At 66.7% G+C, this 24,699-nt stretch carries 20 protein-coding genes; 4 read left to right on the top strand and 16 right to left on the bottom strand.

The genetic code is table 11. From position 1 onward, the window contains the following. Positions 1 to 9: 9 nt before the first annotated feature. The 13 genes from F813_RS0107825 to leuC all read right to left on the bottom strand — a co-directional run bounded on the left by F813_RS0107825 (position 10) and on the right by leuC (position 14,368). Positions 10 to 594: an SPOR domain-containing protein gene (locus F813_RS0107825; RefSeq protein ID WP_017926128.1), complete on the bottom strand. Its 585-nt coding sequence runs from the start codon at positions 592 to 594 to the stop codon at positions 10 to 12. A 102-nt stretch (positions 595 to 696) separates the two neighbouring features. Further along, positions 697 to 2,028 carry a folylpolyglutamate synthase/dihydrofolate synthase family protein gene (locus F813_RS0107820; RefSeq protein ID WP_012982727.1) on the bottom strand — a complete coding sequence of 444 codons (1,332 nt, stop codon included), beginning with the start codon at positions 2,026 to 2,028 and terminating at the stop codon, positions 697 to 699. Positions 2,029 to 2,036: 8 nt separating this feature from the next. Next, positions 2,037 to 2,993: an acetyl-CoA carboxylase, carboxyltransferase subunit beta gene (gene accD / locus F813_RS0107815; protein ID WP_012982728.1), complete on the bottom strand. Its 957-nt coding sequence runs from the start codon at positions 2,991 to 2,993 to the stop codon at positions 2,037 to 2,039. Positions 2,994 to 3,028: 35 nt separating this feature from the next. After that, a complete protein-coding gene (gene trpA / locus F813_RS0107810) occupies positions 3,029 to 3,862 on the bottom strand; it encodes a tryptophan synthase subunit alpha (protein ID WP_012982729.1) in 834 nt (277 codons plus the stop codon). After that, complete coding sequence (trpB, locus tag F813_RS0107805) at positions 3,859 to 5,067, bottom strand: tryptophan synthase subunit beta (RefSeq protein ID WP_012982730.1); 1,209 nt, start codon at positions 5,065 to 5,067, stop codon at positions 3,859 to 3,861. Before trpB ends, trpA begins: the two co-directional genes overlap by 4 nt. After that, positions 5,064 to 5,693 carry a phosphoribosylanthranilate isomerase gene (locus tag F813_RS0107800; protein ID WP_012982731.1) on the bottom strand — a complete coding sequence of 210 codons (630 nt, stop codon included), beginning with the start codon at positions 5,691 to 5,693 and terminating at the stop codon, positions 5,064 to 5,066. The genes trpB and F813_RS0107800 overlap by 4 nt, the downstream gene beginning before the upstream one ends. Before the next feature lie 68 nt (positions 5,694 to 5,761). Then, a complete protein-coding gene (gene truA, locus F813_RS0107795; RefSeq protein WP_017926127.1) occupies positions 5,762 to 6,550 on the bottom strand; it encodes a tRNA pseudouridine(38-40) synthase TruA in 789 nt (262 codons plus the stop codon). 76 nt (positions 6,551 to 6,626) lie between these two features. Beyond that, on the bottom strand, positions 6,627 to 7,340 hold the full coding sequence (locus tag F813_RS0107790; protein ID WP_026148198.1) for a hypothetical protein: 714 nt from the start codon (positions 7,338 to 7,340) through the stop codon (positions 6,627 to 6,629). Positions 7,341 to 7,377: 37 nt separating this feature from the next. Then, complete coding sequence (locus tag F813_RS0107785; protein ID WP_017926125.1) at positions 7,378 to 9,795, bottom strand: FimV/HubP family polar landmark protein; 2,418 nt, start codon at positions 9,793 to 9,795, stop codon at positions 7,378 to 7,380. A 181-nt stretch (positions 9,796 to 9,976) separates the two neighbouring features. Further along, on the bottom strand, positions 9,977 to 11,002 hold the full coding sequence (locus tag F813_RS0107780) for an aspartate-semialdehyde dehydrogenase (RefSeq protein WP_012982735.1): 1,026 nt from the start codon (positions 11,000 to 11,002) through the stop codon (positions 9,977 to 9,979). 99 nt (positions 11,003 to 11,101) lie between these two features. After that, positions 11,102 to 12,175: a 3-isopropylmalate dehydrogenase gene (gene leuB / locus F813_RS0107775; protein WP_012982736.1), complete on the bottom strand. Its 1,074-nt coding sequence runs from the start codon at positions 12,173 to 12,175 to the stop codon at positions 11,102 to 11,104. Between the two features lie 126 nt (positions 12,176 to 12,301). Beyond that, complete coding sequence (gene leuD, locus F813_RS0107770) at positions 12,302 to 12,952, bottom strand: 3-isopropylmalate dehydratase small subunit (RefSeq protein ID WP_012982737.1); 651 nt, start codon at positions 12,950 to 12,952, stop codon at positions 12,302 to 12,304. Positions 12,953 to 12,955: 3 nt separating this feature from the next. Continuing rightward, entirely contained in the window at positions 12,956 to 14,368 is a 1,413-nt protein-coding gene (leuC, locus tag F813_RS0107765; RefSeq protein WP_017926123.1) for a 3-isopropylmalate dehydratase large subunit, read from the bottom strand. Between the two features lie 564 nt (positions 14,369 to 14,932). On the opposite strand from leuC, the gene F813_RS0107760 reads away from it, so the two are divergent. After that, positions 14,933 to 15,805 carry a LysR family transcriptional regulator gene (locus tag F813_RS0107760; RefSeq protein ID WP_017926122.1) on the top strand — a complete coding sequence of 291 codons (873 nt, stop codon included), beginning with the start codon at positions 14,933 to 14,935 and terminating at the stop codon, positions 15,803 to 15,805. A 27-nt stretch (positions 15,806 to 15,832) separates the two neighbouring features. Here the strand turns inward: F813_RS0107760 and arsJ are convergent, their stop codons facing one another. The 3 genes from arsJ to F813_RS0107745 all read right to left on the bottom strand — a co-directional run bounded on the left by arsJ (position 15,833) and on the right by F813_RS0107745 (position 18,634). Then, positions 15,833 to 17,062, bottom strand: coding sequence for an organoarsenical effux MFS transporter ArsJ (arsJ, locus tag F813_RS0107755; RefSeq protein ID WP_017926121.1), 1,230 nt, complete (start codon positions 17,060 to 17,062; stop codon positions 15,833 to 15,835). Between the two features lie 5 nt (positions 17,063 to 17,067). Further along, complete coding sequence (locus tag F813_RS0107750; protein WP_017926120.1) at positions 17,068 to 18,081, bottom strand: ArsJ-associated glyceraldehyde-3-phosphate dehydrogenase; 1,014 nt, start codon at positions 18,079 to 18,081, stop codon at positions 17,068 to 17,070. 76 nt (positions 18,082 to 18,157) lie between these two features. Continuing rightward, positions 18,158 to 18,634: a TspO/MBR family protein gene (locus F813_RS0107745; protein ID WP_017926119.1), complete on the bottom strand. Its 477-nt coding sequence runs from the start codon at positions 18,632 to 18,634 to the stop codon at positions 18,158 to 18,160. A gap of 160 nt (positions 18,635 to 18,794) precedes the next feature. On the opposite strand from F813_RS0107745, the gene F813_RS0107740 reads away from it, so the two are divergent. The 3 genes from F813_RS0107740 to F813_RS0107730 are packed head-to-tail and all read left to right on the top strand — an operon-like array spanning position 18,795 to position 24,674. Beyond that, positions 18,795 to 20,024 (top strand): efflux RND transporter periplasmic adaptor subunit, encoded by a 1,230-nt coding sequence (locus F813_RS0107740; protein ID WP_012982743.1) that lies wholly within the window; start codon positions 18,795 to 18,797, stop codon positions 20,022 to 20,024. Further along, complete coding sequence (locus tag F813_RS0107735; protein ID WP_017926118.1) at positions 20,021 to 23,095, top strand: efflux RND transporter permease subunit; 3,075 nt, start codon at positions 20,021 to 20,023, stop codon at positions 23,093 to 23,095. Before F813_RS0107740 ends, F813_RS0107735 begins: the two co-directional genes overlap by 4 nt. Further along, complete coding sequence (locus F813_RS0107730; RefSeq protein ID WP_012982745.1) at positions 23,088 to 24,674, top strand: TolC family protein; 1,587 nt, start codon at positions 23,088 to 23,090, stop codon at positions 24,672 to 24,674. Before F813_RS0107735 ends, F813_RS0107730 begins: the two co-directional genes overlap by 8 nt. Positions 24,675 to 24,699 lie beyond the last annotated feature (25 nt).

The raw sequence follows: 24,699 nt of genomic DNA, 5'->3' as shown, positions 1-24,699 counted from the left end.
GCCGGAGCCTCACGGGAAAGTCACCACGATGCCAGTAATATCGAGCTCGTCCTTCAGCTGATCGCCCAGCTTCTGGGCCTCGTCGCGTTGCGCCACGGGGCCCACCTTCACCCGGTAGATACTGCGTCCCTCGGCCTCGGACTCGTCGATAAATGCCGGCAGCCCCGCATCGCGCAGGCGCGCCTCTTCCTCGCGCGCATTGTCTCCGTCGCGGTAGCTCCCCACCTGAACGGCCCAGCCCGCGTCAATCGCGCGCGATTCCGGGGCCTGCCGCACCGGCTCGGGACTCACCACATCACTCGGCTCGCTCTCGTCCTCGTCCCCCTCGGCACCGCCATTCTCCACCGCCTGCAGATCGGCGATCCGGCTGTCGCCGTCCCCCTCGCGTTCGGGCCGCGCAGGCGCCGCCTCGCGCTCGGACGGGAGCGCGATATCCGGGGCGGCAAAGGTGGGGGCATCGGGCACCGGGTCATCGATACCGCTCATATATTCGTAGCCCGCGCCATCGAACAGCCACGGCAGAAAGATCACGGCAATCACGATCAGGATTACCGCGCCCGTGAGGCGAAAACGAATGGGATTATCAGTGGTCATGCCATATGCGCATTGGCGTCCCGTGCATCGGGTCTTCCCCGCGACCTTACGCCGCAGGCGCCTGCCCGGGCAAGGCAAACGGGGGAATCCGTCGGCATCGCCCTAGCCATGGGGGACTTCTTCCACTACGGCCATGTCCGGGACAGCTTCCCGCAAGGCCGCGGCGGCCAGATCCGGGGCTTGTTCAAAAACCGCCGCCACCGTGTGAAAGGAACCAAACACCACGCACCGCCCCTGAATACCCGCCGAGTCGGTGGCCTGTTGCAGCGCTTGCCGGATACCGGCAGCCGGACGGACGTCGGCCTGACCCGCCTGTTCCAGCTCCGCCGCCAGATCGGGTGCAGGAAGCGCACGCGGGAGATCGAGCGGTACAGGAATCCAGATATCGACCAGGCCATCCAGGTCACGCCACATGGCACTGCGATCCTTGTCGGCCATCACCGCGACCAGCGCAACGGTCGGGCCGACCAACGGGTTCTCGCGCAGCCAGCGGGCGAGTTCGGCGACGGCCTGGGCATTGTGCGCCACGTCCAGCAACCACTCCGGCGGGCCACTCAGGCGCTGCAGGCGTCCCGGCGGGCGCACCTTCAGGCCCTGCTCCATTGTGACCGCACTCAGCCCGGCGCTCATGCCAAGCGACTCGACCACGGCCAGCGCGGTGGCGGTGTTCGCCAGGGCTGCACCGCTCAGCCCGCGCGCCAGCGGGACATTCCATTCGACCTGCACGCCATTCCAGCGCCAGACGAGCCGTTCCTGTTCGACCAGCAAGTCGAAATCGCGCCCCAGGCGGACGGTACGACACCCAAGCGCCCGGGCATGGTCCAGCACGCTCTGCGGAGGCGACAGCTCGCCGAGCACCACGGGGCGCCCCGCGCGCATGATGCCGGCCTTCTCGCGCCCGATCACCTCGCGCGAATCACCCAGCCAGGCCTGGTGGTCGAGGTCCACGGCGGTAACCGCCGCCACATCCGCATCCCAGATGTTCACGGCATCCAGCCGCCCGCCGAGCCCGACCTCCAGCACCTGCACATCGACCCGTGCCTCGCGGAAAAGCCAGGCCGCTGCCAGGGCCGCAAACTCGAAATAGGTCAGCGAATCGTCACCCCGGGCCTGATCAATCGCCTCGAATGCCCGGCAAAGATCTTCGTCCGAGGCCGTCATGCCGTTCAGGCGAATGCGCTCGTTGTACTGAAGCAAATGCGGAGAGGTGAACAGCCCGACCTTCAGACCCTGTGCCTGCAACAGCGCCGCCGTGCGCGTAGTAACCGTGCCCTTGCCGTTGGTCCCCGCGACCATGACGGTGCGGGGCGTTCCCGGACCCCGCAGGCCCAGCCGATCGGCGACGAGGGCGATGCGCTCCAGGGTGAGGTCCATCCCCACCGGGTGCAATCGCTCCTGGAAGGCCAGCCATTCAGCCAGGGTGGCGTAGCGCACGGGTGGAATCAGGTAGAGCGCGGGGCGTCCGCCGATTCGCCGGTGTCCTCCGCGCGAATCACTTCCACCTCCGGCTCTTCTTCCTCGACGGGAGGTGCCTCGGGGGCCGGGGCCGGCCCGTGCGTCAGCATGCCGAGCACGGAGGCCAGACGACGACGCATCTCGCCGCGTTCAATGATCATGTCGACCGCCCCGTGCTCGAGCAGGAACTCGGACCGCTGGAACCCCTCGGGCAGCGTCTCGCGCACGGTCTGCTGGATCACGCGCGGACCGGCGAAACCGATCAGGGCGTTGGGCTCCGCAACATTCACATCACCCAGCATCGCGAGGCTCGCGGAGACGCCACCCATCGTGGGGTCGGTCATCACCGAGATGAACGGGATACGCTCCTCGCGCATCCGCGCCAGCACCGCGCTGGTCTTGGACATCTGCAGCAGCGAGAACAAGGCCTCCTGCATCCGCGCCCCGCCGGAGGCACTGAAGCAGACCAGCGGGATACGCTGCTCCAGGGAACGGTTGGCGCCGCGGACAAAGCGCTCGCCCACCGCAGAACCCATGGATCCGCCCATGAAGCGGAAATCAAAGGCGGAGGCCACCAGCGGGCGCCCCATCAGCCGGCCCTGCATGACGACCAGCGCGTCACGTTCGCCGGTCGCCTTCTGCGCGGCAACCAGACGGTCCTTGTATTTCTTGGAGTCGCGGAACTTCAGGACATCGGAAGATTCGATCTGGGCGGCGATTTCCTCGCGCCCCTCCTCGTCGAGGAAGGTCTCCAGCCGACGCCGCGCACTCATGCGTCGGTGATGCCCGCATTTCGGGCAGACATCCAGATTGCGTTCCACCTCGGGGCGATACAGCGTGGCGTCGCAGCCCTCGCAGCGCACCCACAGCCCCTCGGGCACGCCCCGCTTGCTGCTGTTGTCGGTACGGATGCGCGAAGGCATCAGTTTTTCAAACCAGCTCATCCTGAATCCCTTAGTCCTGCGAGCGCCGCATTCTACTACACCGACGCCTCGACGCCGGATGCGCGCACGCGGTCCATTTCCACGCGCATCCCCGCGACGACTTCGGACGCGGCATGAGCGAAGCCGACCGGATCCCCGTCGAATTCCTCGGCGAGGCGCACGATCGCGCTGCCCACGACCACGGCATCAGCCACGCGCGCGACCTGCCCGGCCGTCTCGGCATCGCGGATACCAAAACCCACACCCAGCGGCAGGTCCGTGTGATGACGAATGGCCTCAAGGCGCGCGGCCAGCGCCGAGGTATCCAGCGTCTGCGAGCCGGTCACGCCCTTGAGCGACACGTAGTAGATGAAGCCCCGCGCCGCGCGCGCCACATGCGCGATGCGCTCGTCGGAGGTTGTCGGCGCCACCAGGAAGATCGGGGCGATCTGGGCGTTCTCCAGCAGCCCCGCGACCTCGTCGCATTCCTCGGGCGGCAGATCCACGGTCAGCAGCCCATCCAGCCCCGCCTCGCGGGCCTTTTCAGCAAAGGTCTCGTAACCCATCCGCTCGACCGGATTCAGGTACCCCATCAGCACCACCGGCGTCTCGGCGTCGGTCTTGCGAAACTCGGCGACCATGCCCAGCACATCCCGCAAGCTGGTGCCATAGCGCAGTGCCCGCTCGCAGGCCTTCTGGATCACCGGCCCATCCGCCATCGGATCGGAGAACGGGACCCCCAGCTCGATCAGGTCGGCACCCGCCTTCACCAGCGCATGCATCAGCGGGACGGTGGCGGCCGGCTCCGGGTCACCCGCGGTCACATACGGCACCAGCGCGGCGCGATTCTGCGCGCGTAGTTCGGCAAAGCGTTGCTCAATCCGGGTCATAGCGTGATTCCTTCGCGTTCCGCCACGGTGTTGAGGTCCTTGTCCCCCCGGCCCGACAGATTGACGATGATGCTCTGGTCCGGACGCATGGTCGGGGCCAGCTCCAGGACATGCGCGATCGCGTGGGAGGTCTCCAGTGCCGGGATGATCCCCTCGGTACGGGTGAGCCGATGAAAGCCCTCCAGCGCCTGATCGTCGGTCACGGCGACGTAGCGCGCACGGCCCGTATCCTTCAGCCAGGCGTGTTCCGGCCCGACTCCGGGATAATCGAGCCCGGCGGAGACCGAGTGCGTCCCGATGATCTGCCCGTGCTCGTCCTCCATCAGATAGGTGCGGTTGCCATGCAGCACCCCTGGCTGGCCGGCACAAAGCGGCGCGGAGTGCCGGCCGGACTCGATCCCGGCACCCGCGGCCTCGACGCCGATCATTTCCACCGATTCGTCGTCCAGGAACGGATGGAACAACCCGATGGCGTTGGATCCTCCACCCACACAAGCTACTAGCGCGTCCGGAAGCTTCCCGGTCATCTCCAGGTGCTGCGCACGCGCCTCGCGGCCGATCACCGCCTGGAAGTCCCGCACCATGGCCGGATAAGGATGTGGCCCTGCAACGGTGCCGATGATGTAGAAGGTGTCGTCCACGTTGGTAACCCAGTCGCGCATCGCCTCGTTCAGGGCGTCCTTCAGCGTGCGCGTGCCCGATTTCACCGCCACGACCTCGGCCCCGAGCAGACGCATCCGATAGACGTTCGGGGTCTGCCGGCGCGTGTCCTCCTCGCCCATATAGATCACACATTCCAGGCCCAGACGCGCGGCCACGGTCGCGGTCGCCACGCCATGCTGGCCGGCCCCGGTCTCCGCGATGATCCGGGTCTTGCCCAGGCGCTTGGCCAGCAGGGCCTGGCCGATGGTGTTGTTCACCTTGTGCGCACCGGTGTGGTTCAGGTCTTCCCGCTTGAAGTACACCTGCGCCCCGCCGAGCTCCTTCGACAGGCGCTCGGCGTGATACAGCGGATTGGGGCGCCCGACGAACTGCTTCAGGTCATGGTCCAGCTCCGCCATGAAATCGGCATCGCCCATGTACTGCTCGTACGCCTTTTGCAGTTCGTCCAGCGCGCCCATCAGCGTCTCGGACACAAAGCGCCCGCCATAAGGCCCGAAATGCCCGCGGGCATCCGGGAACGCCGCCCAGTCGATCTTGCTCATTCATTCACCTCGCATTGGCGCACGGCCTTCACGAAGGCCTCCATGCGCCGTGCATCCTTGATCCCCGGGGCACTCTCGACCCCGGAGCTTACGTCGACTCCGTACGGGCGCAGGTGTTCAAGCGCCTCGCGTACCGAATCCTCGTCCAGCCCACCGGCCAGCAGCCAGGGCCGATCCAGCGCCTCGGGCACTGTGTCCCAGTCGAAGCGGTGGCCGGATCCGCCGCTACGCCCGCCTCCATGGCTGTCCAGCAAAAAGCCCTGCGCCCGGGGGTGGGCATCCATCACCGGCCGCGGATCATCGGCCTCGTTCATCGACACAGCCTTGAGGTAGGGATGCCCGAAACGCGTACATTCCGCTGCCGACTCATGACCGTGAAACTGCAGGCAGTCCAGGCGCACACCGGCCAGGACCTGCTCGACGCGTGCCGGGTCCGGGTCCACGAACAGCCCCACCGTCGTCACGAACGGGGGCAGCGCCGCCACGATCTCCGCCGCCTGGTCAGGCTCGACATAACGGCGGCTGGGCGGGTGGAACACCAGGCCGATCGCGTCGGCCCCGGCACGCGCCGCGGCCACCGCCTGCTCCGGCGTCTTGATTCCGCAGATCTTGACCCTGTAGCGCATGCCCGCCATCTCGAAAAACGCAGTCGCAAGCCTACCAGAACCCGGGCGCCGCCCCGGCTTTCCCGCAATCAGATCGCCCCATTGCCGGGGATCCCCTCCAGCACCGGCCCCTCGGCACTGGGGAGAGCGAACTCGGGTGGATAGTCGACATGCACGAAATAAAGCCCCCCGGCCGGAGCCGTGATGCCCGAGACCCGCCGGTCGCGTGCCGCGAGAATCTGCGCAGCCCAGCCCGGCTCTTCGCGCCCGTCCCCGATCGCCAGCAGCACCCCGGCGATGTTGCGCACCATGTGATGCAGGAAGGCATTGGCATGGATATCCAGGACCACGTACGAACCGCGCCGCTGGACCGCAATGGAATGCACCTCCCGAATCGGCGATTTCGCCTGGCACCCGGCGGCACGCAGGCTGGAAAAATCGTGTTCGCCTACAAACGTCTGAGCCGCGTCATGCATCCGCGCGGTATCCAGCGGGCGTCGCCACCAGGCCACCCGCCCCGCCTCCAGCGCGGGCCGCACCGCTCGATTCGCGATCACATAGCGATAGCGGCGACCGCAGGCCTTGAAGCGCGCATGAAAGTCGTCATTGACCGGCTCGGCCCAGCGCAGGGCTATCCCGTCCGGCAGGCGACTGTTCACTCCCAGCACCCAGGAGTGCCGTTCACGCACCGCCGAAGTGTCAAAGTGCGCCACTTGAGCGGTCGCATGCACTCCCGCGTCCGTGCGGCCCGCGCAGGTGAGCTCGACCCCATCATTGGCCACGAAACTCAGCGCCGCTTCCAGATGCCCCTGCACGCTGGGGCCGTCTTTCTGGCGCTGCCAGCCCAGGAGCCCGCGCCCGTCGTACTCGACCCCCAACGCCCATCGCTGCCGTACCGCTCGAGGCACCCGGTCTGCATCACGCATTGTCGACGTCGTATTTGTCATCACCCGATCACCACCACCAGGCAATCCAGCCACCTGCGACCGCAACCATCCACAACCACACCACGGCCCTCGCGCCCCCTTTCCGGACTCCAGCCATGCCCTGATTGAACTCGCCCCCCGCTGGCGCGGGCACGTCCCCACTCAAGGCACGGTCCAGCCGAACAATCAGCCAGTCGCGCGCCGCCTGCAGTCGTTCACGCCAACCACCACGGAGTTGCTCACGTTCGCATTCGGTGTTGACCCGATCCGACTCGAACAGCGCCAGAGCCAGAAAAAGCCGCTGCGAAAAGCGTGTGCCCCACGCGCCAAAACAACCCCGAGGGCCCGCCAACAACGACGACAGCGCCGAGGCCAGTTCCTCTCGCGAGAAACGCTCGGTCAGCCAGACCACCAGAACCACCACCAGCGCCAGCGCCCCGATGCGCCACGCGGCCTCGCTCAGGCCGGCCAGTGCCGAACCGCCTTGCGCCTCGACTGGCCATACGCCGAAGAACACCAGCAACGAGAGATAGAACCATTTCAACCGCCAGAGCAGGCGCCCGCAGCGACGCCAGGCGAACGGCCCGAGCCATACCAGCCCCGCCGCCCCGACCAGTACTGCCAGGACCACGGCCGGCTTTGCGGTCGCCAAAGCCACCGACACCAGCAAAACGGCCGGGAGCGCCCAGAGGGACGCCAACCCGGCCGTTTCTTGTTCCCTGTCGAAGCCCTGCCGCATCATCGCGACAGGATACTGCTTCACAACACAGTTTGGCGGCTCAGGAGCTCTCCAGCTGCTGACGAATCGCCTCAGCCTTCGCCTTCTGATCCTCCGACCCGGTGGCCACGATCTCGTCGATCAGTTCGCGAGCACCTTCGTCATCGCCCATGTCCGCATAGGCCTGCGCCAGGCTCAGGCGCGTTTCATTGTCTTCGTCTGCGCCGATGGGCGAGGACTCTCCGTCCTCTCGCGGCAAGGCATCTTCCTGGCCCGCAGCCGGCAGGTCCTCGTCGCCCAGATCCAGTGCCGGGATATCACTCCCGGCCGCATCCTCCCGGGTTTCTTCATCCAGGTTCGGCAGGTCGCTGTCGTCGATATCGAACGACAAGTCATTCAGGTCATCGCTACGCGCTTCGTCCGTCTCCGAAGGGGTCTGCTCCGCTGGCGTCGAAGCCCCTTCATCGAAGGTCTCGTCAAAATCAAAGGTCAGCCCGGAGTCCGTCTCTTCCTGCGGCTCGGCGGTGTTACCGAGATCTTCGGCTTCGGATTGCACATCCGGGAGATCCAGGCCGGAGAAATCGATCTCGTTCGGTGCTTCGCCGTCATCTGCCGCCTGCGGCTCCACCGCAGCGCCCAGACCTTCTACCCCCGCCGGAGCGCCCGCGGGCCCTGCGCTGTCATCACCAGCACCACCGATGCGCGATTCCAGCTCCGCCAGATGATTGCGCGTTTCAACATCGTCCGCCGGGAGGCGTTCGCGCAGGTTGGATGCCGCCTCGCGGGCGCCTTCTTCGTCGCCCAGCGCCACGCGCGCCTCGACGAGCTTCAGACGATACTGGGTATTGTCCGGGTCGCCCTCGATGGCCTGGGTCAGGGTCTCCTCGGCCTGATCATTCATCCCGTAGGCCAGGCAAACATCCACTTCGGCCAGAACGTCGTCCACCGAGGCATCGCCACTGGAGCTCACCACTACAGGCTCACTCACCGACTCCTCTGGCTCGTCCGAATCCGCCAGCGGTTCGCGATCATCGTCCTTGCCCGCGACAGCTCCGGCCGCCAGGCCCGCAGCAGCCCCGCCAGCTACGGCTGTAGTAGTGGCGCCGCCCGATCCCGCGCCGGCACTATCGGTCTCACGTGCCTCGTAGCCGGCGGGATCCGCCGCCGCGGCCCACACACCGCTGTTGTCCGCCCGCGCCGGCATGCCGGAAGCACGCTCTTCAACCACCACTTCGCGCCGACCACCACGCGCAAAGGCCAGCAACACGAGCAGCAGCAGGATTACCAGCGCAATCGCCATCATCAGCAGCAGCGGATCATTCATGATCCGCTCGTGCAGCGGCGCATTGCGTTCGGCATCTGCCCGATCGAGCCGTGCCATCAGTTCATTGCGTTCCGCCCGCAGCTGGCTCAGCTGCTCCTCGAGCTCCGCCATGTTCTCGCTCGAAAGCTCCGCAAGGCGGCCACGCTCACCCAGTTCCTCGCGCAGTTCGGTGATCTGCTCGCGCATCCCCTCCATCTCGGCGCGCTGGGACAGCATGGCTTCCTGGAGCAGGTCGGGGGACTCGGCCGCGGCCGCCGCCCCTTCATCCGCCTCCGGCAGGAGTTCTGTCACGATCTCCAGGCGGTCGTCGGCCGCCACCGCTTCATCGTCCTCGTCCGTGGCGGCCACGGCATCATCCGCGGCGGCCTCGTCGTCCTCGGACACGGCCTCATCGTCCGCCGCTACCGCCTCATCCTCTTCCGGGACCGCCTCGACTTCCGGCTCGGCCTCGGCCGCTTCCTCCGGCTGGGGTTCCTCGCGAGCTGCGGTCACCGTTCCCTCGCGCCAGGCCTGAACCTGTCGCTGCACTTCCTGCCGCGCCTCGGCCGCACTACGCGACTCCAGCTCCGAGCGCGACGGGACGGTCAGTTCAGCGCCCGCGCGCAGGCTGTTGATGTTCTCGTCAGAAAACGCGTCGGGGTTGGCCTCCAGGAACGCCAGCATCGCCTGATCCGCCATGCCGGCCAGACCCGCGCGCTCCACGATGCGATAAAGGGTATCGCCACTACGCACGGTGTAGGCCTCACCTTCACGCGGCATTGGCGCCTCTTGTCGACGCGGCGCCTCCCGGGCGGTGTCACGCGGGACCGGAGCGGCCGCCCCGGAAGGCATGGTGTCCGGCGGATCAAGCAACAGGGAGACTTCACGCATTGAGCGCCCGCCATCCCAGCGGGCCTCGAGGAGGATGCCCACATACGGCTCGCGCACCGGCTGGCGCGTGGTCAGCATCACCCGGCGATCCGCCCCCTCACCCTGAACCTGGATGTTCAGGTCGCCCGGCACGCTGCCGCGGCTCATGCCGGCGCGCCGGTATTCGTTTTCCGAAGCCTGACGCACCTGTAGCGAATCACTGGCCGCGGCACCGCCTCGCAGCGGAATCTCCGCCCGCAAGGTCTGGTTCAGATGGGATTGCAGGTTGACCTCACCAAAACTCACCGAATTCGATGATGCCGGTGCAACCAGCAGCAAGAGCAGTAGCCCGAGTAGTAACTTGTGCACGAATCCCCCCTGAATGTGCCGCGCGGCCTGTCATCGCATGGGGCTTAAATAAAAGCCCCAGCGCCCCCTGACCGCGTGTTGCCGGGTATGAATTTTCCCGGACTTTTACCGGATTAAATCACAGGTAATCCCGGATCAAAACCTCGGCAATCTGGATTGTGTTCAGCGCGGCCCCCTTGCGCACGTTGTCCGACACCACCCACAGGTCCAGCCCGCGCGGGTGCGAGATGTCCTCGCGGATGCGTCCGACGAAGACCGCATCCTTGCCCGAACCCTCGGTCACGGCAGTCGGATAGCCCCCGTCCTCGTGCTTGTCCAGCACCGTCACCCCGGGTGCAGCGGACAGGATCTCGCGGGCCTTTTCCGCACTGATCTTCTCGCGGGTCTCGATGTGCAGGGCCTCGGAATGGCCGTAGAACACCGGGATGCGTACGGCGGTCGGGTTCACCAGGATGGACTCGTCGCCCATGATCTTGCGGGTCTCCCAGACCATCTTCATCTCTTCCTTGGTGTAGCCGTTGTCCTGGAAGACATCGATGTGCGGCAGCGCGTTGAAGGCGATCTGCTTGGGATAGACGTTGCACTCGACCGGGCGGCCGTTCAGCAGCGCCGCCGTCTGGTGCGCCAGTTCCTCGATTGCATCCTTGCCGGTGCCGGAGACGGCCTGGTAGGTGGCGACGTTGATGCGCTCGACGCCGACCGCGTCATGCAGCGGCTTCAGCGCCACCAGCATCTGGATGGTGGAGCAGTTCGGGTTCGCGATGATCCCGTGCTTCTTGTAACCCGCAACGGCCTCGGGATTGACCTCCGGTACCACCAGCGGGATCTCCGGGTCGTAGCGAAACTGCGAGGTGTTGTCGATCACCACGCAACCGGCCGCGGCCGCCTTGGGCGCGTACTCCGCGGACACCGAGGCCCCCGGCGAGAACAGCCCGATCTGCACGGTGGAGAAATCGAAGGCGGCCAGATCCTCCACCTCCAGCTCGCGGCGGCCGAAGGCGACCGTCTTGCCGACCGAGCGCGAGCTGGCCAGCGCATGCACACGGCCCAACGGCAGGTCGCGCTCCGCCAGGATGGAGAGCAGGGTTTCGCCGACGGCGCCGGTTGCGCCCACCACGGCCACGTCAAACTTGCGGTCACTCATCGTTCATTCCCGGTTTAATTATAATCTTCAAGCTATTGATATTTTGACCCGTTCGTAGGATGCGACGAGCGCTGCGAATCGCATCATTCACGACCACGCCTAGCTCTCCAGCGCGGCCACCAGGGCATCCCCCATCCCCTGGGTACCCACCAGCGTCATACCCTCGCCGAAGATGTCCGGCGTGCGCAGGCCCTGATCCAGCACCCGCCCCACGGCCTGCTCGATACGCTCGGCCAGGTCATTGCGGTTCAGGCTGTGGCGCAGCAGCATCGCGACCGACAGCACGGTCGCCATCGGATTGGCCTTGCCCTGTCCGGCGATATCCGGCGCGGAGCCGTGGATCGGCTCGTACAGACCGACCCCCTCGCTGTTCAGCGAGGCCGAGGGCAGCATGCCAATGGAGCCGGTCAGCATGGCTGCGGCATCGGACAGGATGTCGCCGAACATGTTGCCGGTGACCATCACGTCGAACTGCTTCGGATCCCGCACCAGCTGCATCGCGGCATTGTCCACATACATGTGAGACAGCTCGACCTCGGGGAATTCCTTCCCGACGCGCTCGACGACCTCGCGCCACAGCTCGGAGACCTCGAGCACGTTGGCCTTGTCCACCGAGCACAGGCGCTTGCCCCGCTTCATCGCGGCCTCGAAGCCGACGCGGGCGATACGTTCGATCTCCGATTCGCTGTAGGCGGCCGTATTGAAGCCGTAGCGCTCGCCGTTACGCTCCTCGATCCCGCGCGGCTGGCCGAAGTAGATCCCGCCGGTCAGCTCGCGCACGATCAGGATATCCAGCCCGCTGACCACCTCCGGCTTCAGCGTGGAGGCCGAGGCCAGCTGCGGATACAGGATCGCCGGGCGCAGGTTTGCGAACAGCCCCAGATCCGAACGGATGCCCAGCAGCCCGCGCTCGGGGCGGAGATCACGTTCCAGCGATTCGTACTGCGGGCCGCCGACCGCGCCCAGCAGGATGGCGTCGGCGCGGCGCGCCGCCTCGCGGGTGGCCTCCGGATAGGGGTGCCCGGCCGCGTCATGCGCCGCGCCCCCGATCAGGCCCTGTTCGATCTCCAGATCCAGCCCTCCGATCTCGCCGACGCGCTCCAGCACCTTCAGCGCCTCGGCCACGATCTCGGGCCCGATCCCGTCCCCGGGCAATACCAGAATTCGGCTCACAAACCTCTCCTAACCATCAGATCCATCGAATTTCTTCTCTACCTGTAGGAGGCCAGCCCTCTGGCCGATGGGCCTGTCCTGGCGCCCTATCGGCCAGAGGGCTGGCCTCCTACAAAGGGGCACGACTCAGCCCTGCGAGTGCTCCGCCATCCAGGGCCACTCGTGGCGCTGGCGCTCCTCAAAGGCGCGGATGTCATCGGCGTACTGCAACGTCAGGGCGATATCGTCCAGGCCGTTCAGCAGGCGGTGGCGCCGGTCCTCGTCGAGCGTGAAACGAAACACGGTACCGTCCGGCGCCGTTACGGTCATCTCTTCCAGGTTCACCTCGACCTGCGCGCCCGGGTTCGCCTCGACCTGCTCGAACAGCGCCTGCACCTCGTCCTCGGCCAGCACCACCGGCAGCAGCCCGTTCTTGCAGCTGTTGGAGAAGAAGATGTCCGCAAACGATGGCGCGATCACCGCGCGAAAACCGAAGTCCGTCAGCGCCCACACCGCGTGCTCGCGCGAGGAGCCGCAGCCGAAGTTCTTGCGCGCCAGCAGGATCGTCGCCTGGTCGAACGGCGCCTGGTTGAGCACGAAGTCCGGGTTGATGCGGCGCTGCGAGCTGTCCATGCCGGGCTCGCCCGGGTCCAGGTAGCGCCAGTCGTCGAAGGCATTGGGCCCGAAGCCCGTGCGCTTGACCGATTTCAGGTACTGCTTCGGGATGATCGCGTCGGTATCGACATTGGAGCGATCCAGCGGCGCGACAATCCCACGGTGTACGGTAAAGGCCTGCATCGCTTACGCCTCCTTCAATGCCGACGGCTCGACAAAGTGCCCGGCCACGGCGGCCGCCGCGGCCAGCGCCGGGCTGACCAGATGGGTACGCCCGCCCTGTCCCTGACGGCCCTCGAAGTTGCGGTTCGAGGTCGAGGCGCAGCGCTCGCCCGGCTCCAGTCGGTCCGCATTCATCGCCAGACACATGGAACAGCCCGGCTCGCGCCACTCGAAGCCGGCGTCCAGGAAGATCCGGTCCAGCCCTTCCTGCTCCGCCTGCTGCTTTACCAGCCCGGAGCCCGGCACCACCATCGCCAGCTTGATGTTCTCGGCCTTCCGGCGGCCCTTGACCACCTCGGCGGCGGCGCGCAGGTCCTCGATCCTAGAGTTCGTACAGGAGCCGATGAATACCTTGTCCGGACGGATCTCGGTCATCGGCGTGTTCGGCTGCAGGTCCATGTACTCCAGCGCCCGCTTCATACCCTCGGCACGCACCGGATCGGACTCGGCCGCCGGGTCCGGCACGCGGCCGTCGATCGGCGCGACCATCTCCGGCGAGGTACCCCAGCTCACCTGCGGGGCGATCTCGGCGGCATCCATCTCCACCACCGCGTCGAATTCGGCATCCGGGTCGGAGACCAGCGTGCGCCAGTAGGCGGCGGCCTGCTCGAACCGTTCGCCCGTCGGCGCCTGTGGCTTGCCACGCACGTATTCGATGGTCTTCTCGTCCACCGCGACCATCCCCGCGCGGGCCCCGGCCTCGATGGACATATTGCACACGCTCATGCGGCCCTCGATCGACAGGCTGCGGATCGCCGAGCCGGCGAACTCGATCGCATAGCCGGTGCCGCCAGCGGTGCCAATGCGGCCGATGATCGCCAGCACTACATCCTTGGCGGTCACGCCCGGGCGCAGCTCGCCCTCCACGCGGATCTGCATGGCCTTGGTCTTCTTCTGCCACAGGCACTGCGTGGCCAGCACATGCTCGACCTCGGAGGTGCCGATGCCGAAGGCCAGCGCACCCAGCGCGCCGTGGGTCGAGGTGTGCGAGTCACCGCAGACGACCGTCATGCCCGGCAGGGTCGCCCCCTGCTCGGGGCCGATCACATGCACGATGCCCTGGCGAACATCGGCCATCGGGAAGAACTTCAGCCCCAGGCTGGTGACGTTGCTCTCCAGCGTCTCCACCTGGGTGCGCGACACCGGATCCTCGATCCCGCGGTCGCGATTGGCGGTAGGCACGTTATGGTCCGGCACCGCCAGCACGGAATCGCCGCGCCAGGGCTTGCGCCCGGCCAGACGCAGACCCTCGAAGGCCTGCGGGCTGGTCACCTCGTGCACCAGATGGCGGTCGATGTAGAGCAGCGTCGAGCCATCCGGCTCTTCGCGCACCACATGCGCCTCCCACAGCTTGTCGTACAGTGTCTTGCCTGCCATTACCTGCTCCCGCGGACACGCCGCGATGTTCCTGCCATATTCTAGGGAGACGCTGATTTAATCGCACGCCCGCGCTCGAGTCGCTTTTGCGTGCGAACAAGGCGCGGTGACTGCCGTGCAGTCACCCTGCACAAGGGAACCGCAACGCCGTGCGCGCGCAAAAGCGGCCGAGCCCGATCTTTCAATCACTTGTCGGGTTGGTGCCCCCTGTTCCCCGATCCTGCGTTGCGCCGCTTGCGGGTAGAACCACTACCCGCTGCACGACGCGCCTTGCCTCGGAAAACAGGGGGCACCAACGCGGTCGCGCGATTAAATCAGCGTCTCCCTAGGTGAGTGCCCGCCAAAGCCCCCTGTAGGAGGCCAGCCCTCTGGCCGATGGGCCACGACGCCGGATCGGCCAGAGGGCTGGCCTCCTACAGACGAGCGGTACCACCGCATTGCCAGTCTGCGGCCGCTCTTCTATTCTTTCAAATCCGATTTATTATCTTTACCATTCCACCTGGTTATAGATGGACGATCCGGCACCGCATCAGTCAGCCGGTCATTATCCCACGGAGGCGGCAGATGCGCCCGGAACAGCTCAGCATCGAGTCCCTGCAGGCCTTCGTGGCCGTGGTCGATACCGGCGCCTTCTCCGCCGCGGCCGAGCGGCTGTACCTGACCCAGCCGGCGATCAGCAAGCGAATCCAGTCGCTGGAGGCGACGCTGCAACGCCCCCTGTTCGAGCGCCAGGGGCGCCGCGTGCGGCCCACCGAGGTCGCCGAACGCCTGCTACCCGAGGCCCGCGAGATCCTGGCCCGCCTGCACGCCATCGAGCAGCAGGTGGCGGACCTCGACCACGTCGTGCGCGGCCGCATCCGCCTCGCCACCTCGCACCACATCGCCCTGCACCGCCTGCCCGCCCCGCTGGCCGCTCTGCGCACCCGCTACCCCGAGCTGGAGCTGGAACTCGCGTTCATGGACTCCGAGGCCGGCATCGAGGCCGTCATGCACGGCGACGCCGATCTGGCCCTGGCCACCCTGCCCGAGGATCTGCCGAAGGCCGCCGAGGCGCACACCGTGTGGACCGATGAGCTTGTTCCAATGATCGCCCGCGGCCGCGCCCAGGATGCCCCGCTGGAGACGCTGCAACGGCTGCATGACTGGCCGGCGATCCTGCCGCCGGCGGGCTCCACCACCCGCCGCCAGATCGACCAGGCCCTGGCCGCACAGGGCCTGCACGCCGCCGCGGCTCAGGAAAGCCCGTACCTGGAGGTCATCCGCATGATGATCGCCGCCGGCCTCGGCATCGGCTTCCTGCCCCGCACCATGGCCACCGACGACCTGACCATCCTCGAATGGCCCGCCCCACCCATCACCCGCCAGCTCGGCTGGGTTCGCCACGCGGACCGCTACCGCTCGCGAACCCTCGAGGCAGTCATCGAGGAATTACCGTGAGTTGAAAACCGCGGTCGAACCACCGTCTCAGACGCGCGCCGCCTCGCGGGGGAGCAGGGAGGAGATCATCCAGGTGGCGAAGATGAACAGTGTGGAGGCGATCAGCACGCCCTCCAGGCCCCAGACCATGAAGATGGCACCGGAGGCAACGGTGCCGACCAGACGCCCACCGGCGTTGGCCATGTAGTAGAAGCCGACCTTCATCGCGACCCGGTCGGTCTCCGCATAGTCGAGGATCAGGAAGGAGTGCACGGCGGAGTTGATCGCAAAGACCACGCCGAACACGCCCAGCCCGACCATCAGCACCCAGGCCGGGTCCAGGCCCGTCTCCAGGCCGATCACGATGCCGATGGGCAGCAGCATCAGGATGAACGCCCACAACCGCGCGGTCAGCCCGGTCGGATGCAGCCCGCCACGGCCCAGCAAGCGCGGCACCGAGGCCTGCACGATCCCGTAGCCGATCACCCACAGCGCCAGAAACGCACCCACCTGCATGTGGTTCCAGTCCAGGGTCGCGCTCAGAAACACCGGCAACGCGACCACGAACCAGACATCGCGCGCACCGAACAGGAAGAAGCGCGCGGCCGAGAGCACGTTGATCGCGGTGGAATTCGAGAACATCTGGGTGAATTTCGGCTTGCCGCCGACCTTGCCCAGCCCGCGTGGCAGCCCGACGATGGAGAACAGCATCACCACGGCCAGCATCCCGGCCAGGATCACCAGCGCCATCTGGAACCCGACGGTGTACAGAAGTGCGCCGCCGACGAAGAAGCCCACCCCCTTCAGCGCGTTCTTCGAGCCGGTGAGCACCGCGACCCAGCGAAACAGCCGCCCCTCCCCGTCGCCGGCGACCAGCTTCACGCCGGACTTCGCGCTCATCTTGTTCAGATCCTTGGCAATGCCCGACAGGGCCTGCGCAAACATCACGTAGGCCACACCCAGCCACGCCTCCGGCACCGTGAGCATCAGCAACGCCGCGACCTGCAGCAGCGTCCCGGCGATCATCGTCGTGTTCACCCCCAGCCGCGCAGCCAGCCAGCCGCCGGTGAGGTTGGTGATCACCCCGAACAGCTCGTAGAACAGGAACAGGAAGGCGATCTCCAGCGGGCTGTAGCCCAACTGGTGAAAGAACAGCACGACCAGCATGCGGATCGCGCCGTCGGTGACGGTGAATGCCCAGTAGTTCGCGGTGATGCGCGCATAGGCGCCCAGGCCCAGGCTGGGCGGTGCGTTCGGCGTTTCGGCCTGGCTGCCCATCCGTCCTACACGCCCTGCTCGGCCACGCGCGCGACCAGTTCGACCAGCCGGTTGGCGTAACCCCATTCGTTGTCGTACCAGGCCAGCACCTTCACCTGTGTGCCATCCACCACCATCGTCGACTGCGCATCGACAATGGACGAGCGCGGGTCGGTGCGGAAGTCGCTGGAGACCAGCGGACGTTCCTCGAAGCCCAGGATGCCGGCGAGCTCGCCCACGGCCGCCGAGCGCAGCAGTTCGTTGACCTCCTCCGCGGAGGTCTCGCGCGCCGCCTCGAAGGTGAAGTCGGTCAGCGAGGCATTCATCAGCGGCACACGCACCGCGTGGCCGTTCAGCCGCCCGTTCAGCTCGGGGAAGATGTCGCCGATCGCCTTCGCCGAGCCGGTGGTGGTCGGAATCAGGTTCAACCCGGCCGCACGGGCCCGGCGCAGGTTGTCGCGTGGCAGGTCCACCGGCGACTGCGTGGCGGTCATGTCATGTACCGTCAGAATCGTCCCGTGCCGGATCGACAGCGCCGGGTGCAGCACCTTCACCAGCGGCGCCAGGCAGTTGGTGGTGCAGGAGGCGGCGGTGACCACACGGTGCCGCGCCGGATCATAGGCGGCATCGTTGACACCCATCACCACGTTCAGCGCACGTGCGTCCTTCACCGGCGCCGCGACTACCACGCGCTTTGCGCCCCGGGTGAAATGCGGCTCAAGCGTATCCATGGTGCGAAAGGCACCGGTGGCGTCAATCACGATGTCCACGTCCGATTCGTCCCAGGGCACCTGCCCCGGCTCGGCATGGCTCGTGTGGCGCAGCTCGCGCCCGGCGATGCGGATACTATCGGCTTCGGCCCGGGGTTCGCGATCCCAGCGCCCATGCACCGAATCGAACTCCAGCAGGTGTCCGGTGACCGTACCATCGGCCGCGATCTCGTTCAGGTGCACGATCTCGAGATCATCGCGATCCCAGGCCGCGCGCAGCGCGAGCCGACCGATCCGCCCCATCCCGTTGATGCCAACCCGTACGGCCATGACGCCCTCCCGCAAAAAATCGCGTCAGGATACCCCCCGAACATGACGACCGCATTACAGGCGGACCCGTGTTTCCCTAGTTCAGCAGGACGATTGCCGCGTTCAGGTAGATCGCAAAGCCCACCCACAGCAGGTAAGGCACCAGCAGCGCGCTCGCGATCCGGTCATGGCGCCAGAAGGCGATCAGGGTCGCCAGAATCAGGGGCCACAGGATCAGGATCTCGATCAATGCCAGATCGGGCCGTTGCATGCCGAAGAACAGTACGGACCAGCCAAGGTTCAACACCAGCTGGGCAAGGAACAGCCCGATCGCGAGCGGTGCACCCGCGAAGCCGGTGCGACGCCATACCCGCCAGGCGGCCACGGCCATCAGCGCAAACAGGACGGTCCAGACCGGACCGAATAGGGCATCGGGCGGATTCAGCTCGGGTCGCTCCAGCGTCTGGTACCAGTCCTGTACCGACAGGCTGGTGGCATAGCCACCCGCAGAAGCCACCAGGAACACAAGGGCCACCCAGCCCACCAGTCCGACCCCATCCCTTGTATTGATCATCGCCCCTCCTCTCACACCTCGCCCATCGTTGTTTTTAGGCACCTGTCCGCGCCATTTGAACGGAAATCAGCAAAGTGAACGAGGTTCATGCGCGATTCAGCCGCTTGCGGCACACTCGCAGCATACCGTGATCCCGTTCACCCATTTCGAGCCCGCGTGCATGCCCAAGCTCTCCACCCTGATCACCTTGGTCCTGTTCCTGTTGGCGGGCGGTGTACTCGCATGGCTCTTTTGGGGCCCGGACGACGAACAGGCCTCTTCCGCGCGCGCGGGTGGCGGCGAGACACGGCCCGTGGCCGTCGCCGTGGCCAGCGTGCAACAGCAGGATCTGGTGGAACGCCGCCGTTTCACCGGCAGTATCGAGGGTGGCGACCGCATTGTGATCACTCCGCGCGTCGGGGGCCGTGTGGCCGAGGTCTTCGTGAACCTGGGCGACCGAGTCGAGCCGGGCGACCCCCTGCTGCAGCTGGATACCGAGGAATTCGAGCAGGACGTCACCCAGGCCGAAGCGGAACTTGAAGTGGCCGAAGCCAGCCTGGCGGAGGCCGTCGCCAGCCGCAACGCCGCCCAGCGCGACCTGCAGCGCACCCGCGAGTTGCGGGACCAGGGGATCGCCTCTCGCTCGGAACTGGAGGCCGCCGAGACCGAGCTCGCCCTGGCCCAGACCCGGGTCGCCCTGGCCGAGTCGCAGATCCGACAACGCCGCTCTGCCCTGCGTACCCGCGAGATCCAGCTGGGCTACACGCGTATCGATGCCGACCCGGGAAGCACCACCCGCTGGGTGGCCGAGCGCCTGGTCGACCCCGGTTCAGTGATCAGCGCCAACGAACCCGCGCTGGCACTCGTCACCCTGCAGCCGGTGCGCGCGATCCTGGCCGTCACCGAGGCGGATTATTCGAGGATCTCGCGCGGCCAGGAAGCCACCGTGCGCACCTCCTCGTACCCCGACGCGTTATTCGAAGGCACCATCACGCGGATCTCCCCCGAGTTTCGCCCGGGTTCGCGCCAGGCGCGGATCGAGGTCGAGGTACCGAACGATGATGAACGGCTGCGGCCCGGGATGTTTGTCGAGACCGCGATCACCCTTGGCCAGCGCTCGGACACCCTGGCGATCCCTCGGGATGCCATCATTCAGCGTGAAGCGGGCCCCACGCTGTTCAGCGTAGACCGTAGCGGCGAACGGCCCACGGCGCGCCGCCACATGGCCGTTACTGGCGTGCGAGACGGCAACTGGATCGAACTGCTGGAGCCCGAGCTGCCCGAGGGCACCGAAGTGGTGGTGCTCGGGCAGCACCTGCTCGCCGATGGCACCCCGCTTCGCCTGACCGACCCGCGCAGTGTGCCCGGGGCGGACTTCGCCCCGGGCCTGTCGGAGACCGAAGAGCCGTGAATCCGGCTCGACTTACCGTCCACCGCCCCGTGCTGACCAGCATGGTGGCCCTGATCGTGGTAATCCTGGGCCTGACCGCGCTGACCCGCCTCCCGGTCGATCTCCTGCCCGACATCACCTATCCGGTGGTCACGGTGATGACCTCCTACCCCAACGCCGGGGCCGAGGAGGTCGAGCAACTGGTGACCCGCCCGGTGGAACAGGCAGCGGCCGCAATCACCGGGGCCCAGGAGATCCGGTCCACTTCGGCCGCAGGCAACAGCAATGTGCGCGTCAACTTTGCCTGGGGCACCGATATCCGACAGGCCGTTGATGACCTGCGCGATCGCCTGGCGCGCATTGAAGGTCAGCTGCCGGATGAGGCAGACCGGCCCCTGGTGCGCCAGTTCGACACCCAGGACTCGCCCATCATGCGCCTGGGCGTCGGCTCGCAGCTCGACGCCATCCATCTGCGCACCCTGATCGACAACCGCATTGCCCCCCGCCTGGAGCGCATCCCCGGCGTGGCCGCGGTGGATACGTTTGGGGGACTGGAAAGGGAAGTGCGCGTCGAGGTCGACCCAGACCGGATACAGGCGATCGACCTGGGGCTGGACGACCTGCGCAACCGGATTCGCGATGCCAACGTGATTACCCCTGGTGGCCCGATCATGGACGGTCGCCGTGAATACCGGCTGCGTACACCAGCCGAGTTCCGCTCGGTGGGCGAGATACGCGATACCGTGGTCCAGCGCAGCGAAGATGGCGTCACCTACCTGCATCAAGTCGCCGAGGTCCGCGATACCCACCAGCGCGTCACCCGTCGTTTCCGGGTCAACCAGGAAGAAGGTGTCCAGCTGGCCGTGCGCAAATTGGCGGATGCGAATACCGTCGAGGTGTCCGAGGCGGTCCACGCCGAACTGGTCCGTCTCAACCGCGACTTCCCGCAGATCGACATCCGCGCGGTAACGGACGAGGCGGGCTTCATCCGCAGCTCCATTACCAATGTCGGGCAGTCCATCCTCTACGGGAGCGCACTGGCCGTTTTGGTCCTGCTGGTCTTCCTGCGCAACATTCGTTACACGCTGGTGGCGGCCACCGCGATTCCTCTCGCGGTCATCTCGACGTTTGGCCTCGTCTACTTCGGCGGGCACTCGCTCAACCTGATGACCATGGGCGGGATCGCATTGGGTGTGGGACTGATGGTCGACAACGCGATCGTAGTGATCGAGAGCATCGCCCGAAGGCGAGAGGAACACGCGGAGCAAAGCGCCATCGAGGCGGCCGTCACTGGTACGGGGCGTGTGGCACCCGCAATCATCGCCAGTACGCTGACCACCGTCGCCATCTTCCTGCCGTTGTTCTTCGCCCAGGAACTGGCCGGGCAGCTGTTCAAACCACTCGCCGCTGTGGTGGCCTTCGCGCTGGCCGCCTCGCTGATCGTGGCCCTGACCGTGGTGCCGATGCTGATGGCACGCGCCCCGATGCCCGGGCGCGACACCAGCGCCCTCGCCCGCATGGAACGGCGCTACCAGGGCCTTTTGCGCGGCACGCTGGCGCATCCCTGGATGGTGATCGGGGTCAGTGCCTTGCTGATGGTCATCGCACTGGCCGGTCTGCGTGGCGTCGGCACCGAATTTCTACCGGCCACCGACGAGGGCGAACTGCGCGTGCATGTCTCCATGGAACCGGGGACACCACTCGACGAACTGTACTCCACCATGGCCAGCCTGGAAGAGGTGATTCGCGACGAGGTGCCTGAGCTCCAGAACCTGGTGTCCAGCTCTGGCGCCTCTGCCTTCAGGGCATCGTCGCCCGCCTCCGGCAACATGCGCGTAATGGTCGGCTCGCGCGACAGTCGCAGCCGTTCTTCGGAGGAGATTGCCGCTGCCCTGCGCGAGGCCCTGGGTACCCCACCGGGAACCGAGATCCGTGTCCGCGCCTCCAGCAACATCTTCTTCCGCGGATTCGGCCGCGGCGATGACGAGGAACGCCTGTCGGTCGAAGTGCGCGGCTTCGAGCTGTCGACCATGAATGCGGTGCTCGAGCGGTTCGAGGAGGCGCTGGCCGATGTCCCCGGCATTACCGACACGCGGGTGGGAACCGATGGCGGCCAGCCCGAGTTCGCCACTCGCATCCATCGCGATCGCGCTGCAGATCTCGGCGTGGATGTACGCACTATTGCCCAGACGCTGGAAACCGCGCTGGGCGGCTCCAGCGCCGGCCAGCTGCGTGCGGGGGGCGACGAGACCCGGATCTGGGTCCAGTTGCGCGACGCGGATCAGAGCTCACTGGAGGACCTGCTCAACCTGACCGTGCGCAGCGAGGACGGCGAACGCGTCGCCTTGCGCAGCCTGATTTCCTTCGACACCGAGATCGGGCCCGACAGCATCGAACGACGTGAACAGGCCCGCGTACGTACGCTATTCATCAATCTGGGGGATCGCTCGCTGGGCGAAGTGGCGGCCTCGGTCCGCGAGGCCCTGGCAGACATCCCGCTGCCCGAGGAGATCGACTACTCCGTCACGGGCGACATCGAAGAACAGGAAGCCGCATTCTCGGAGCTGCTGCTGGGTACGATGCTGGCCACCCTGCTCGTGTACATGGTCATGGCCAGCCTGTATGAATCCCTGCGCGATCCCCTGATCGTGATGTTCTCGATCCCGCTCGCGATCATCGGGGTCACCGGCGCGCTGCTGGTCACCGACACCACGTTGAATGTGCAGTCACTGATCGGCGTCCTGCTGCTGGTCGGCATCGTCGTCAACAACGCGATCCTGCTGGTGGACCGTATGGCCCGGCGGCACCGCGATGACGGAATGGAACTGCACGAGGCGGTCGTGGCCGCCGCCGGCGAGCGCCTGCGTCCGATCCTGATGACCACGCTGACCACGATTCTCGCGCTCTCACCCCTGGCCATCGGAATGGGTGATGGCGGCGAGGCCCAGGCCCCGATGGCACGCGTAGTGATCGGCGGACTGCTGTCGTCTACGCTGATCACCCTGGTGCTGATCCCGACGCTCTACCTGCTGTTCCACCGTCGCGGCAAGCATCCCCAACCCGTCTACCGAGTCGGAGCCGAAAATGCCTAGGCGTTACCGTGCCGCCCTGCCACTGCTGGCCTCGCTGGCCCTGGCCATTCCCGCCACTGCAGAGGATGACGAGCCGACAGGCAACGGGTTGCGCCTATCGTTGCCGGCAGAGCAACTCATGGCCATCGATCCGTTTGGCCGTGAGCCCGTGGGCGAGGAGACCCTGTCCCTCGAAGAAGCTGTCGCACGGGCGCTGGAAGGGAACCGTGGCCTGCGCGCGGAGCGCCTGCAGACCGCGATTGCCGGTACCTTCGAAGCACAGGAGCGCGCCGTATTCGATCCCGAGCTGTTTGCCGAGGTCGAGGTCACCCGGGACCAGAGCGTACGCCTGCTGGAGGAGGCCGAGGAAGACACCGACGAGGTCACCTCGACCCAGCGTTTTGGCGAGGCCGGTGTTCGTCAGTCGCTGCCGACGGGTACCGACCTGAGCCTGTCCGTGCGCAGCCAGCGCGCGACCAGTTCGCGCGTCGATCAAACCCAGTTCTCGTCCCGCGCCGGCCTGACGCTCACCCAGGCCCTGCTGCGAGGTGGGCGCATCGAATCCAATCTGGTGCGCCTGCAACAGGCCGGCCTGGACGTCGAGGCAACCGAATACGAAGTCCGCGCGTTCGTCGAACAGCTCATAACCGACGTGGAGACCGCCTACTGGGATCTGGTGCTGGCCGGCGAGCAGATCGAGATTTTCGAGGAGGCCCTGGCCGTCGCGAGCCAGCAACTCGACGAGACCCAGCGCCGCATCGATGCCGGCGATCGCCCGGAAACCGAAGCCGTCTCTGCACGCGCCGAGGTCGCCCTGCGGCGCCAGGGGCTCATCGACGCGCGCAGCGAGCGTGCGCGCGCGCAAGACACCCTCGCGCGCCTGATTCAGGGTGATGGAGGCCTGTGGGACACCCGGCTGCTGACGAGTTCCGAGCCGGCCCTCGACCGCTACGAGATCGAACCACTCGATACCTACGTGGCACTGGCGCGCGACCATCGCGCCGACCTCAACGAGACCCGCCTGCGGGTCCAGCGCGACGAGCTGGAGGTCATTCGCACCCGCAATGGCCTCCTCCCCCGCCTGGACTTCTTTGTCACGCTTGGACAATCGGGCTATGCGGACAGCTTCGGGCGTACCTTCCGCGACACCCAGGGCGACGGCTACGACCTCGCCGCCGGACTGCGGTTCGAGATGCCGATCGGCAACCGTGCCGCCGAGGCGGAACACACACGCGCGCGCCTGACGCGCCAGCAAATCAGCGAAACCCTCGCCAATCTGGAGCAGTTGGCGATCGAAGACGTGCGCGCCGTCTGGTTCGACGCCGCCCGCGTTCGGGAGCAGATTCGCGCCCAGGAAGAGACCATCGAGCTCCAGGAAGAACTCTTGCGCGTGGAACAGACCCGCTATCGCGTCGGCGCAGGGACGGCACTGGCCGTGGCCCAGGCCCAGCGCGACTTGCTCGAGAGCCGTCTGCGCCTGACCGAGACCGTCGTGCGCTTTCGCCAGCTGACCACCGAACTCCTGAACGCAAGCGGTACGCTACTGCTGCACCGCGGCATCGACGCGCCGGGCTCTGAACGCGTGGACCTGCGTATGTAGTTCCGGACCCTTGTTTCTCCTGCCC

The sequence above is a fragment of the Thioalkalivibrio sp. HL-Eb18 genome, from assembly GCF_000364985.1.
In the GTDB taxonomy this organism is placed as follows: domain Bacteria; phylum Pseudomonadota; class Gammaproteobacteria; order Ectothiorhodospirales; family Ectothiorhodospiraceae; genus Thioalkalivibrio.
This window is presented reverse-complemented; position numbering and strand designations above follow the sequence as displayed.